The sequence below is a fragment of the Paenibacillus pasadenensis genome (assembly GCF_002864175.1).
Classification (GTDB): Bacteria; Bacillota; Bacilli; order Paenibacillales; family Paenibacillaceae; genus Paenibacillus_O; species Paenibacillus_O pasadenensis.
The window spans coordinates 1-11,884 of the sequence record NZ_NFEZ01000003.1 but is presented as its reverse complement, the minus strand read 5'-3'; the positions used below and the strand labels follow the sequence as shown (position 1 = coordinate 11,884).

The 11,884-nt window shown below is 67.9% G+C and carries 11 protein-coding genes and 1 pseudogene; 9 read left to right on the top strand and 3 right to left on the bottom strand.

Annotated elements, in window-relative coordinates:
- The first annotated feature begins 7 nt into the window (after positions 1-7).
- Positions 8-1,063, top strand: a complete 1,056-nt coding sequence (gene prmA / locus B8V81_RS03890) for a 50S ribosomal protein L11 methyltransferase (RefSeq protein ID WP_028597078.1) — start codon at positions 8-10, stop codon at positions 1,061-1,063.
- A gap of 6 nt (positions 1,064-1,069) precedes the next feature.
- Positions 1,070-1,744, top strand: a complete 675-nt coding sequence (locus B8V81_RS03885; RefSeq protein WP_028597077.1) for a site-2 protease family protein — start codon at positions 1,070-1,072, stop codon at positions 1,742-1,744.
- Between the two features lie 618 nt (positions 1,745-2,362).
- On the opposite strand, the gene B8V81_RS03880 is transcribed toward B8V81_RS03885, so the two are convergent.
- Positions 2,363-2,674, bottom strand: coding sequence for a hypothetical protein (locus B8V81_RS03880; protein WP_028597076.1), 312 nt, complete (start codon positions 2,672-2,674; stop codon positions 2,363-2,365).
- 330 nt (positions 2,675-3,004) lie between these two features.
- Here B8V81_RS03880 and B8V81_RS03875 point away from each other — a divergent pair, with 330 nt between their 5' ends.
- The 3 genes from B8V81_RS03875 to B8V81_RS03865 are packed head-to-tail and all read left to right on the top strand — an operon-like array spanning position 3,005 to position 5,640.
- The gene (locus B8V81_RS03875) at positions 3,005-3,808 is read left to right on the top strand and encodes a 16S rRNA (uracil(1498)-N(3))-methyltransferase (protein WP_101807783.1); all 804 of its coding nucleotides are present in this window, start codon (positions 3,005-3,007) and stop codon (positions 3,806-3,808) included.
- The gene (gene mtaB, locus B8V81_RS03870) at positions 3,796-5,154 is read left to right on the top strand and encodes a tRNA (N(6)-L-threonylcarbamoyladenosine(37)-C(2))-methylthiotransferase MtaB (RefSeq protein WP_028597074.1); all 1,359 of its coding nucleotides are present in this window, start codon (positions 3,796-3,798) and stop codon (positions 5,152-5,154) included. The genes B8V81_RS03875 and mtaB overlap by 13 nt, the downstream gene beginning before the upstream one ends.
- Before the next feature lie 48 nt (positions 5,155-5,202).
- Positions 5,203-5,640, top strand: a complete 438-nt coding sequence (locus B8V81_RS03865) for an NUDIX hydrolase (protein ID WP_028597073.1) — start codon at positions 5,203-5,205, stop codon at positions 5,638-5,640.
- A 132-nt stretch (positions 5,641-5,772) separates the two neighbouring features.
- Here B8V81_RS03865 and B8V81_RS03860 read toward each other — a convergent pair whose 3' ends face one another.
- Positions 5,773-6,759 carry a Na/Pi cotransporter family protein gene (locus B8V81_RS03860; RefSeq protein WP_101807782.1) on the bottom strand — a complete coding sequence of 329 codons (987 nt, stop codon included), beginning with the start codon at positions 6,757-6,759 and terminating at the stop codon, positions 5,773-5,775.
- Positions 6,760-6,874: 115 nt separating this feature from the next.
- Between B8V81_RS03860 and B8V81_RS03855 the strand changes: the two genes are divergently transcribed.
- The 3 genes from B8V81_RS03855 to B8V81_RS03845 all read left to right on the top strand — a co-directional run bounded on the left by B8V81_RS03855 (position 6,875) and on the right by B8V81_RS03845 (position 10,503).
- Positions 6,875-8,293 carry a class I SAM-dependent rRNA methyltransferase gene (locus B8V81_RS03855; RefSeq protein WP_028597071.1) on the top strand — a complete coding sequence of 473 codons (1,419 nt, stop codon included), beginning with the start codon at positions 6,875-6,877 and terminating at the stop codon, positions 8,291-8,293.
- Positions 8,294-8,506: 213 nt separating this feature from the next.
- Positions 8,507-9,685, top strand: a complete 1,179-nt coding sequence (locus tag B8V81_RS03850; RefSeq protein ID WP_028597070.1) for an exonuclease SbcCD subunit D — start codon at positions 8,507-8,509, stop codon at positions 9,683-9,685.
- A complete protein-coding gene (locus tag B8V81_RS03845) occupies positions 9,682-10,503 on the top strand; it encodes an AAA family ATPase (RefSeq protein ID WP_101807781.1) in 822 nt (273 codons plus the stop codon). The genes B8V81_RS03850 and B8V81_RS03845 overlap by 4 nt, the downstream gene beginning before the upstream one ends.
- 106 nt (positions 10,504-10,609) lie before the next feature.
- Here B8V81_RS03845 and B8V81_RS03840 read toward each other — a convergent pair whose 3' ends face one another.
- Positions 10,610-11,059, bottom strand: a complete 450-nt coding sequence (locus tag B8V81_RS03840) for a hypothetical protein (protein ID WP_101807780.1) — start codon at positions 11,057-11,059, stop codon at positions 10,610-10,612.
- A 15-nt stretch (positions 11,060-11,074) separates the two neighbouring features.
- Here B8V81_RS03840 and B8V81_RS03835 point away from each other — a divergent pair.
- Positions 11,075-11,884: pseudogene (locus B8V81_RS03835) on the top strand (SMC family ATPase); the annotation flags it as partial.

Sequence of the window (11,884 nt, the reverse complement as noted above, 5' to 3'; positions counted from 1 at the left end):
TGCACCGATGAAATACCATGAACTGACGATCTATACGACCGAGGAAGCGGTCGAGATGATTTCCAATTTCCTGCATGAGCAGGGAGCGGGAGGCGTGTCGATCGAGGAGTCCGGCTCGCTGGAGCGGCGGCGCGACCTGAGCTTCGGGCAGTGGTACGAGCTGCCGCTGAACGACATCCCGGAGGGCTTCGTCGTCATCAAGGGCTACTTCAACGAAGACGAGGACATGGACGCGCATGTGAAGGCGGTCCGTCCCCGCATCGAAGAGCTGCGGACGTACGAGATCGACCCCGGGCCGGCCGACATCTCGGTCGTGACGGTCGACGAGAACGACTGGGCGACCGCCTGGAAGCAGTATTTCAAGCCGATCCGCGTCTCGGAGCGGCTGACGATCAAGCCGACCTGGGAAGAGTACGAGGCGACCTCGGAGGAGCTGGTCATCGAGATCGATCCCGGCATGGCGTTCGGCACCGGCACGCATCCGACGACGTCGCTCTGCCTGCGCGCGCTGGAGTCCACGGTCCGCGAGGGCGACGAGGTCATCGACGTCGGCACCGGCTCCGGCATTCTGGCGATCGGAGCGGTCAAGCTCGGCGCGAGCCGCGTGCTCGCGGTCGACCTCGACCCGGTCGCCGTCTCGAGCGCGATCGAGAACGCCCGCCTGAACGGGCTCGAGGACCGCATCCAGGCGCTCCAGAGCGATCTGCTCGGCGTGCTCAAGATCAGCAGCGGCGAGGCGTCCTCCTGGAGCTCCGAGTCCAATCCGATCGAGGCCAAGGTGCGGGCGGAGCTGGCCGAGCGGGCCGTGAACGAGCCGCTGATCGTCCGCGTGCCGTGCGACCTGATTGTCGCCAACATCCTCGCCGAGATCATCCTGCTGTTCCTCGACGACGTCTATGCGGCGCTGAAGCCGGGCGGCACGTACATCGCCAGCGGCATCTACGAGAACAAGGAAGAGACGGTCGCCGCGGCGCTGCTCGCCGCGGGCTTCGAGATCGTCGAGCGCGTCCGCGAGGACAAATGGATCGCCTTCGTGGCGGCGAAGCCGAAAGGCGAAGGGTAGGCGCGGATGGAGGGATTGCAAAGCCTCATTCGCTTTCCGCTCGACGAGCTGCCGTTCATCGCGCTCGTGCTCATCATCGCGTTCACGCTGCATGAGTTCGCGCATGCCTATGCCGCGTACAAGTTCGGCGACGATACGGCGTACAAGCAAGGCCGGGTGACGCTCAATCCGGCCGTGCATCTCGATTTCCTCGGCACGTTCCTGATCCTGATCGCCGGCTTCGGCTGGGCGAAGCCGGTGCCGGTCAACCCGCTCAACTTCAAGCGGCCGCGTCTCATGAACATCGTCGTCGCGCTCGTCGGTCCGCTCAGCAACCTGGTGCTGATGGCGGTCGGCGCGTTTTTATGGCAGCTTTTCAACTCGACGGATCTGCTGCTCGGCGCTTCGGATCGCGTCGTCGAGGCACTTTCGATCTTCCTGCACTACTTCATCTATCTGAACGGCATGCTGTTCCTGTTCAACCTGCTGCCGCTGCCGCCGCTCGACGGCTATCGCATCCTGTACGAGCTGCTGCCGCGCCGCACGCGCATCCAGCTCGATCAATACTCCCAGTGGGGCATCCTCATCTTCTTGCTGATCGTCTTCATCCCGGCGCTCAATCGAGCGACGCTGCAGCCTTATCTGGCTCTTGTCGGAGATCTGCATGGCATGTTCCGAACGTGGTTTGAAGCTCTTTTTTAATCGTACTCCCAATCCGCACGGCAAGAAGGACAAAGCGAGATCGTCTCGCTTTGTCCTTTTTCACGTTCATCTAGTTGAAGCGGCCGCCTTCTTAGCCCACCTCTGTAAAGGACCGATCGGGAAGCAAGCGGTACCGTTGCAGCTGCGCTCTATTCCGCTCCGTGAGATTCCATGACACCGACGCATCGTCCCAATCGCGCGTATCGTCCCAATCCCGTATCGTCCCACTTGCGCGAATCGCACCGTCCGGAGGCGCTCGGTTTTGCGTGCGGCTGTTGCAGTCGAAGTGTAAAGGAGAGGGCCGCTGACGACGAATCAGATCGTTAGAAGCTCCGAATGGGGCGGCTCAAGCATCTAACGACGCGTGAAGAGCTTAGCCGTGCAAAATAGTCGAAAAAACGTGCGGAAACAGGCGAAAGGCGGTTCTAAGCGTCTGATTCGTCGTTAAAAATTTGGAGACGCGGAAAAAGGGGTTCTAAGCGTCTGAGGAGTCGTTAGATTCGGGCGGGGACGTTCCTTGCAGGGAACGAAAATTCGGCAACATCTGCTTCCTTCGGAGGTTGCAAACACGCGGAGGCTGCAAACACGCCCTAGCCGGTTGAATGCGCACTCTAGCAGCTAATGGCAGTTCTGCTCGAGCTGGACCTCGGTCCCCTTGAGCGTCAACGTGGAAAACCCGCTGGCATATTCCGTGTACCCGCATACGACCGTCTTCACGGAATCGCGGTCGCCGCCGATCCGGTACTCCACGTAGATCGACCCTTCCCCGGCATGCTCCAGCGCCGGCTTGAACGTCGCTTTGCGCCCGTTGTCCACAGTCCGGGACAAGCGGTCCAGCGAGCTCACGCCTTCGATTCCCGAACCGTCCCGCGAGCGGATGGAGATCGCCAGCACGTCGACGCTCTTGCCGGACTGGTTGTCGACGGTCAAGCGGAAGGGCCGGAACTCCTTCGAGAGGGAATAAAGAGGGAACCCGACGAGAAACAGGCCAGCGATGGCAGCGAGGATCAGCACGGCTAGTCCCCGATAGACCCATGGCGGGACAGGCGGTTTCGGCCGCGCCGCGCTCCCTCCACTCCCATGCCGGTCCTCATCATGCATGACATCGCCCTCTTTCCATCATTCTGGATTTCTATCCCAATAGACGGAAGATCCGCATGGAATGTATCGCCAAGCGGCGGCTTGCCCGCCGCCCGCATGGATTTTCATCCGCAAAAGGTGTATGATGGAGGATGACTTTTACGATACAGGGGTTATGAGATGCAGCGATATTTCGTCTCGCCGGAGCAGTTCGGCGATTCCACGGTCGTCCTCCGCGGGGAGGACGCCCATCATATGGTCAAGGTCATGCGCATGAAGGCGGGCGACGAGGTCATCGTCGCCGACGGCGTCTCGCTCGAGGCGCGCGTCGTGCTGAGGGAGCTGTCGGCGTCGGAAGTGACCGCCGACATCGCCGAGCGGCTGCCGATGGACCGCGAGCCGCTTTGGCGCGTGACGGTCGCCCAGGGCTTGCCCAAGGGGGACAAGATGGAGCTCGTCATCCAAAAAGGGACGGAGCTCGGCGCCTTCGCCTTCCTGCCTTTTCAATCCGAGCGGATGGTCGTGCAGTACGACGCCCGCAAAGAGGCGAAGAGGCTGGAGCGCTGGGGCAAAATCGCCAAGGAGGCGGCGGAGCAGGCGCATCGCAGCCGCCTGCCCGAGGTGCGGGAGGTGCATGGCTGGAAGCAGCTGCTCGCCGACGTGCCGCGGCATGATCTGGCGCTGTTCTGCTACGAGGAAGAGGGCCATGCTCCAGGCGCCCTTACGGGACTGGGCGACCGCATCCGGCAGGCGCGCGAGAGCGGCGTCCTGAAGGACGGCGAGCCGCATGCGGTGCTGCTGGTCGTCGGGCCCGAGGGCGGCTTCAGCCCCCGCGAGGCGGAGGAGATCCAGGCGGCGGGCGCGCTCGCGGCAGGCCTGGGACGGAGAATATTGCGGGCCGAGACGGCGGGGCTGGCGGGACTGGCCGCGCTCATGTACGAGTCCGGAGAAATGGGAGGAAGAGGAACGTCATGCCATCGGTAGCCCTTCACACCTTAGGCTGCAAAGTCAACTTTTACGATACCGAGGCGATCTGGCAGCTGTTCAAGAACGAAGGCTACGAGCAAGTGGACTTCGATACGGACAAGGCCGACGTCTATCTCATCAATACATGCCATGTCACCAACACGGGCGACAAGAAGAGCCGGCAGGTGATCCGCCGCGCGATCCGGCGCAATCCGGACGCGGTCATCGCGGTGACGGGCTGCTACGCGCAGACGTCGCCGGCGGAGATTCTCGACATCCCGGGCGTCGACCTCGTCATCGGCACGCAGGACCGCGAGCGGATGATGGACTACGTGCGCCAGGTGCAGGCCGAGCGCGTCCCGGTCAACGCCGTCCGCAACATCATGAAGACGCGCGAGTTCGAGGAGCTGGACGTGCCCGACTTCGCCGACCGCACGCGGGCGTTCCTGAAAATTCAGGAGGGCTGCAACAACTTCTGCACGTTCTGCATCATCCCGTGGTCGCGCGGCCTATCGCGCAGCCGCGATCCGCAAAGCGTCGTCGCCCAGGCGCGCAAGCTCGTCGAGGCCGGGTTCAAGGAGATCGTGCTGACCGGCATCCATACGGGCGGCTACGGCGACGATCTGGACAACTACAAGCTGTCCGACCTGCTTTGGGATCTGGACAAGGTGGACGGGCTGGAACGCATCCGCATCAGCTCGATCGAGGCGAGCCAGATCGACGAGGACATGATCGAGGTGCTGAACAAGTCGCCGAAAATGTGCCGCCATCTGCATGTGCCGCTTCAGGCCGGGGACGACACGGTGCTGAAGCGCATGCGCCGCAAGTACACGACCGAGGAATACGCGGCGACGATCCGCCGCCTGCATGAGGCGATGCCGGGTGTCGCCATCACGACCGACGTCATCGTCGGCTTCCCGGGCGAGAGCGAGGAGCAGTTCGAGGCGGGCTACGCGTACATGAAGGAGCTCGGCTTCTCGGAAATGCATGTCTTCCCGTACTCCAAGCGGACCGGCACGCCGGCCGCGCGCATGGAGGACCAGGTCGACGAGGCGGTCAAGAACGAGCGTGTCCACCGGCTGATCGACTTGTCGGAGACGATGCAGCTCGCTTATGCCGAGAAGTACGTCGGCCAGACGCTGGGCGTCATCCCGGAGCTCGAGCACAAGGGCAGCGCGCCGGGCTCGGGCCTGATGATGGGGTATACGGACAACTATATCCAGGTCGTCTTCGAAGGAGACGAGTCGATGATCGGCAAGCTGTGCCGCGTCGAGATCACGGAAGCGGGCGTCAACGAGAGCCGCGGACGCCTCGTCGAGGTCGTGCAGGAGCAGCCGGCAAGGCTGGAGAAGGCAGGAGCCTGACATGCGGCGCCGCGCCGTCAAGATCAGATCGGGGAGGATCGGAAGCGCATGAAGGAAATCTCAGCAGGCGGGGTCGTATACCGGCGGACGCCAGAGCATGGACTGCAGATCCAGCTCATCCAGGATCGGTACGGCAAGGTTTCGCTGCCGAAGGGCAAGATGGAGCCGGGCGAGACGGTGGAGGAGACCGCGCTTCGCGAGATCGCGGAGGAGACCGGCCTGCAGGGCCGGATCGTCGAGCCGATCGACCAGATCAAGTACCAGTACCGGCACGAGGCCAAAGGGCTGGTGGACAAGGAAGTCCACTACTATCTCGTCGAGGCGACCGGCGGCTCGCTGCAGGCGCAGGTCGAGGAGATCCGCGGCGTCGAGTGGTTCGAGCCGGAGGAGGCCTGGCGCCGCCAGAAGCAGTCCGGCTACGACAACAACGACCGCATCGTGGCGGGTGCCCTCAGGCTGCTCGGACTGAGCATCAGCGGCACGTAAGGCAGCGGGGCCGGCCCCGTCCCTAGGGCGTGCCTGCAACTTGTGAAGGAAGCAGCTGTTGCCGAATTTCCGTCCCTCACAGGGGGCGAAAAGGCGGCGATGGATGCCCCCGAGCGCGGTTGCAGGCACGCCCTAGGCTTTGGAAGCGGGGCTTTTGCCGGAGCGGCGGCGCAGCGGCAAGTAGCAGAGCGGCAGCGCGAGCAGCGAGCAGGCGACGTTGAACAGCGTCTGCGCATGCGCGAGCTGCGCCGACGCGCCCCCGCCGAACGAGGCGGCCGCCGCGGCCAGCTGCGGCGTCAGCGGCAGGAACAGCGCCGCTCCGCCGACGTTGAGCGCGACGTGGAACCAGGCGACGCCTGCGCCGGCGCGGCTGCCGCCGATGGAGGCGAGCACCGCCGTCAGGCAGGTGCCGACGTTGGCGCCGATGACGATCGCGATGCCTAGCTCGGGCGGCATCGCCCCGGCGGCGGCGAGGCTCATCGCCATGCCGATGACGGCGGCGCTGCTGTGGACGACGGCGGTGAGCGCCGCTCCGGCCAGCAAGCCCCACAGCAGGCTGTCATCGGAGCGCTCCATGAACCAGGCGTAGAACGGGCTGGCCTGCACGGCGGCTCCGATCGACTTCATGACGGAGATGCCGGCGAGCAGCAGCGCGAAGCCGAACACGGCGAGCGAGGCGCTGCGCAGCGGCCCGAGCCAGCGCTGGCGGTGGCGTCCGCCGGAGGGGCTCATCTCGCCGAGCGCGGCGGTGAGCAGCCAGCCGGCGAGCGCGGCGAGCAGCAGCGGCCCGGCGAGGCGCTCCAGCTCGAGGCCGATCAGCTCGGTCGTCAGGCAGGTGCCGACGTTCGTGCCGAGCACGATGCCGAGCGTGCGCGGCAGCGTCAGCACGCCGGCGTTGACCATGCCGATGGCGATGACGGTGACGGCGGTGCTGCTCTGCAGCACGGCGCTGATCGCCGCCCCGGAGGCGAGGCCGTGCAGCGGCGTGCGCGTGAAGCGCTCGACGGCGGCGGTGACATAGCGGCCGGCGGAGCGGTGCAGCGCGGCTTCCATCAGCTTCATGCCGAGCATGAAGACGGCGAAGCCGAGCAGCGCGGGGATGAGGATCGAGCTGAGCATGGACAGGACTCCTTTCGCTTTTCTACTTTATGTGGACGGGCGGGGAGGCATGACCGGAGACGCCGCGCGGCGCGCGGCCCGGGATCGATAGATCGCGAAAGGAATGGGATCAGGCTTGAGCAGAGCGAAGCTTTATTTGCATAAAAAGAAGACGAGGCGTCTGGAGCAAGGGCAGCCGTGGGTGTACGCCGGCGAGATCGAGCGCATGGACGGAGAGGCCGCGCCGGGCGACATGGTCGACGTCATGGCGGCGAACGGCCGCTACCTGGCGTCCGGCTACTGGAATCCCGCCTCGCAGATCCGCGTGCGCGTCGTCTCGCGGCAGCCGGAGCAGGAGCTGGACGAGGCGCTGCTGACCGCCCGCCTGGAGGAGTGCCGCGCGTATCGCGAGCGCTTCGTCTCCGAGCCGGACTGCCGGCTCGTCTACGGCGAGGCGGATTATTTGCCGGGGCTCGTCGTGGACCGCTTCGCGGACGTGCTCGTCGTGCAGATCCTGACGCTCGGCATGGACCAGCGCCGCGAGCAGCTGGTGCGGGCGCTCGTCGCCGTCTTCCGGCCCAAGGGCATCTACGAGCGCAGCGACGTCGGCGTGCGCCGCCTGGAAGGGCTGGAGGAGCGCACGGGCGTGCTGTACGGCGACTGTCCGCGCTACGTCGACATCGTCGAGAACGGCATCGTCATGGAGGTCGATCTGGAGGAAGGCCAGAAGACCGGCTATTTTTACGACCAGCGGGAAAACCGCGCCTCGATCGCGCCGCTCATGAAAGGCTGGGGCGCGCGCAGCGGCATCCGGCTCGAGCGGCGTCCGCTTGCGGAGCTGCCGGAAGGCTGGGAGGCTGCCGCGCCGGCAGGCGGGCGGCCGGACGGAGAGACGGCGCTCGTGCCGGTCAACAAGAGCGGCAAGCCTGTCGCCTACCCGCTCTGGGACGGGGCGACGGTGCTGGAATGCTTTGCGCATACGGGCAGCTTCACGCTGCATGCCTGCAAGTACGGAGCGAAAAAGGTCACCTGCCTCGACGTGTCGGAGCATGCCGTCGAGACGGCTCGCCGCAACGTGGAGCGGAACGGCTTCGCGGACCGGGTGGAGTTCGTCGTGGACGACGCGTTCCAGTACCTGCGCCGGCAGGTGAAGGGCAAGGACGAGCGCAGCGCGCGCGCCGAAGGCGCCAAAGGCGTCGATACGTCCCGCAAGCTGGAGGAAGGCGGCCGCACCTGGGACGTCGTCATCCTCGACCCGCCGGCCTTCGCCAAGACGAAGGGCGCGGTGGAAGGCGCCTGCCGCGGCTACAAGGACATCAACCTGCACGGCATGAAGCTCGTCAACGAAGGCGGCTATCTCGTCACGGCGAGCTGCTCGTACCATATGAGCCCCGAGCTGTTCCTGCAGGCGATCCAGGACGCCGCGGCCGACGCCGGCAAGTCGCTGCGCCTCGTGGAGTGGCGCGCGGCGGGCAAGGACCATCCGCAGCTGCTCGGCGTCTCGGAGGGCCATTACTTGAAGTTCGCGATCTTCGAAGTGCGCAGCCTGGGCTAAGGCGCGTCGGCAGCCTTCGAACGAAGCAGATAAGGGGCCTGCCCAGCCTTGAAGCGTTCCAGCCGTCCGGCGCCGACCCGGACGGCTGGTTTCGTTTCGCGCCCTCCGCTCCAGGCTTGTCACGCAAGGCGCGAAGATGCTACTGTATAAGAACATATGTTCATGATCGGCCGGGCGGGACGAGCCTGGCACGAGGGGAAGGGAGAGGCGCACATGAAGTTCATCCATACGGCCGACTGGCATCTGGGCAAGCTCGTGCAGGGCGTCTACATGACGGACGACCAGCGCTTCGCGCTGGAGCAGCTGCTGGAGGCGGTCGAGCGCGAGCGGCCCGACGCTGTCGTCATCGCCGGCGACCTGTACGACCGGGCGGTGCCGCCGACGGAGGCGGTGGAGCTGCTCGACGAGACGCTCTCGCGCCTTGTCATCGGCCTCGACACGCCGGTCATCGCCGTCGCCGGCAACCACGACAGTCCCGACCGGATCCGCTTCGGCAGCCGGCTGATGGCCGGCCGCGGCCTCCATCTGGCGGGGCGCTACGACCCGGACGCGGAGCCGGTGCGGCTGCGGGACGGCCATGGCGAGGTCCATTTCCACCTGCTGCCGTACTGCGATCCGTCCGTCGTCCGCCTGGCGCTCGGCGACGAGTCGATCCGCACGCATGACGACGCGATGCGGGCGGCGGCCGCGCGTCTGGCGGAGCGGCTCGATCCGGCCGCGCGCCATGTGCTCGTCGGCCATGCGTTCGTCACGCCCGGCGGCCGCCCGCAGGACAATACGAGCGACTCGGAGCGGCCGCTGTCGATCGGCGGAGCGGAGCATGTGGACGCGCGGCATTTCGATCCGTTCCACTACGCGGCGCTCGGCCATCTGCATCAGGCGCACTGGGTCGGCCGCGAGAGCGTGCGCTACGCCGGCTCGCCGCTCAAGTACTCCATCTCGGAGGAGCGGCATCGCAAGGGCTGGCTCGTCGTGGAGCTGGGCGCGGACGGCGAGGCGTCCGTCGAGCAGCGGCTCCTCGAGCCGCGCCGCGACATGCGCCGGGTGAGCGGGTACATACGGGACATCGAGGCGACGAAGGAGAGGAGCGACGATTACGTGTTCGTGACGCTGCTCGACGACAATCCGGTGCTGTTCCCGATGGAAAAGGTGCGCGCCGCCTATCCGAACGCGCTGCATGTGGAGCGCCGTCCGCTCGCGCCTCCGGCTGCCGCGGGCGACGGTCCAGCCTCTGCCGCCGACCGGGGAGGAGCGCGCCGCGCGACCGATCCGGCGTCGCTGTTCGAGGGCTTTTACCGGGAGGTGCGCGGCACCGAGCTGAGCGAGAGCAAGAAGCGCCTGTTCCAAGAGGTGTGCGGACGGGTGCTCGGCGGAGAGGAGGCGGCGGGATGAGGCCGATTCGACTGAGCATGACGGCCTTCGGGCCCTATCGCGACGAGGAGGCGATCGACTTCGAGCCGCTGCGCGGCAGAGGGCTGTTCGTCATCTCCGGCCAGACCGGCGCGGGCAAGACGACCGTCTTCGACGCGCTCTGCTACGCCCTCTACGGCGCGGCGAGCGGCGAGGACCGCGCGGAGACGCGGCTGCTGCGCAGCCATTTCGCGGGCGACGACCAGCCGACGTCGGTGGAGCTCGTGTTCGAGACCAAGGGTCGGCGCTACCGCGTGTTCCGCCAGATGGCCCACCGCCGGGCGGGCAACAAGAGCGAGACCGGCGGCAAGGCCGAGCTGTACGAGCTGTCTGCGGACGGCGAGGCTCCGGCGGTCGACCGGTTCCACGTCAAGGAGGTGGACGCGCGGCTGGAGGAGCTCGTCGGCCTGACGCGGGACCAGTTCATCCAGATCGTCATGCTGCCGCAGGGCGAGTTCCGCAAGCTGCTCACCTCCGACACGGAGAATAAGGAAGAGATCCTGCGGCGGCTGTTCGGCACGGAGCTGTACCGGCGGCTGGAGGAAAGCTTCGCCGCGCGCGCCCGCGAGCTGCGCGAGGCGGTCAAGGGCGACCGCCAGCGGCTGCTCTATATCGGCGAGCAGGCGCGGAGCGATCTGCCCGCGCGCGAGGAGAGCCGGCTCGCGGCCGTGCTGGCGCAGGAGCATGCTGGAGCGGCGCAGCTGCTGGACGGGCTGGCCGAGGAGGAGCGGCATTACGAGCAGGCGTGCCGCGAGCTGCTGGAGGAGCGGGAGCGGGCGCAGGCGGCCTGGGACGCATGAGACTCTACCGCCGAGGCGCGGGGTCAACGCGCGGCTGGGCGAGCGCGACGCGGCCCGCCGTCAGGCGGAGGCGCTGGAGGCGCGCGGCGGCGGGTACCCCGGCTGGCTAGGCTCGAGGCGGCCGGCGGAGCGCTGGCGAGCGCTCTGAAGCGTACGACGACAGGCGCGCCCAGCCTAGGGACCGAGACGGCCGCGCTGGAGCGCCGCCTGCGCGGTCGAGAGGCGGAGCGGAGGCGGCGCGCGAGCTCGAGGCGGCGGCCGCGGCGGCTCGGTGGAGCAGACGGGCTCCGCGCAGGCCGGAGCGGCTAGGCACCAGCTCGGGACGGCAGCCCGCTCCGGCGAGTGCGCTGAGCGTGCGCACGCTCGGCGAGCGCCGGGCGGATGAGGGTGCGGCCCGGGAGCGCAGCGTCGGCGCGAGCTGGAGCGCGCCGGAGCCGCGCTGGACGCCGCGCGCGCCGAGCGCCGCGAGCGCCAGGGGCGGCTCGAGGAGCTGGAGCGGGCGACGGAGCCGCTGCCGCAGCTCGAGCGGCGGCTGGAGCAGCTGCTGCGCCGTCATGAGGCGCTGAAGGCGATGCTCGAGGCGAGCCGGCAGGCGGAGGCGCTGGAGCGCTCGCGGGACGAGCGCGAGCGCGCCGCGCTGGCGAGCCGCGAGGCGGCGGACCGGCTGGAGCAGCGCTGGATCGAGGGCCAGGCGGGACGCCTCGCCGAGCATCTGCATGACGGCAAGCCGTGCCCGGTGTGCGGCAGCGAGGCGCATCCGCGCAAGGCTTCGGCCGACGTCGAGCCGGTGCGCCGCGAGCAGCTGCAGGAGGCCAAGGCCGCGCTGCTGCATCTCGAGCGCGAGCTCGCCGCCGCGGCCGCGCAGGCCGCCGCGGCGCAGGAGCGCGTCGCCGAGGCCGAAGGGCGCCGAGCGGAGCTCGAGATCGGAGCCGAGCCGCTGGAGCGGCAGCTCGAGCAGACGCTCGAGGAGGGCCGCCGGGTGCGCGGCGAATGCCAGCGGCTGCAGGCGCTGCAGGCGGAGCGCGGCCCGCTGCGCGAAGCGCTGGCCGAGCTGGAGCGCCGGCTGGAGGCGCTGGAGGCGGAGCGCGAGCGGCTGCAGGCGCTGCGCCAGCCGCTCGCGCTTGATGCGGCGGCGCGGGAGGCGCGCTTGGAGGCGGAGCTGGCCGCGGTGCCGGAGCCGCTGCAGGACGCGGCGGAGCTGGAGCGCCGCCACGGAGCCGCCGCGCGACTGGAGGCGGCGCTTGCCGCCGCGCTGCGCGCCGCGCAGGAGCGCCATGCGCGCGCCGGCACGGCCGCGGCGGAGACGTCGGCGCGGCTCGCGGGGCTTGCGGAGCAGGCGCGCGAGGCGGAGCTCGCCGCCGCTGCGGCGGCCGAGCGGCTC

Bases quoted from the DNA above. Each gene is read 5' to 3' on its own strand.
- B8V81_RS03850 (WP_028597070.1), top strand. From the start codon at position 8,507: ATGAAGTTCATCCATACGGCCGACTGGCATCTGGGCAAGCTCGTGCAG.
- B8V81_RS03840 (WP_101807780.1), bottom strand. From the start codon at position 11,059: ATGACGGCGCAGCAGCTGCTCCAGCCGCCGCTCGAGCTGCGGCAGCGG.
- prmA (WP_028597078.1), top strand. From the start codon at position 8: ATGAAATACCATGAACTGACGATCTATACGACCGAGGAAGCGGTCGAG.
- B8V81_RS03860 (WP_101807782.1), bottom strand. From the start codon at position 6,759: ATGCTCAGCTCGATCCTCATCCCCGCGCTGCTCGGCTTCGCCGTCTTC.
- B8V81_RS03875 (WP_101807783.1), top strand. From the start codon at position 3,005: ATGCAGCGATATTTCGTCTCGCCGGAGCAGTTCGGCGATTCCACGGTC.
- B8V81_RS03885 (WP_028597077.1), top strand. From the start codon at position 1,070: ATGGAGGGATTGCAAAGCCTCATTCGCTTTCCGCTCGACGAGCTGCCG.
- mtaB (WP_028597074.1), top strand. From the start codon at position 3,796: ATGCCATCGGTAGCCCTTCACACCTTAGGCTGCAAAGTCAACTTTTAC.
- B8V81_RS03845 (WP_101807781.1), top strand. From the start codon at position 9,682: ATGAGGCCGATTCGACTGAGCATGACGGCCTTCGGGCCCTATCGCGAC.
- B8V81_RS03865 (WP_028597073.1), top strand. From the start codon at position 5,203: ATGAAGGAAATCTCAGCAGGCGGGGTCGTATACCGGCGGACGCCAGAG.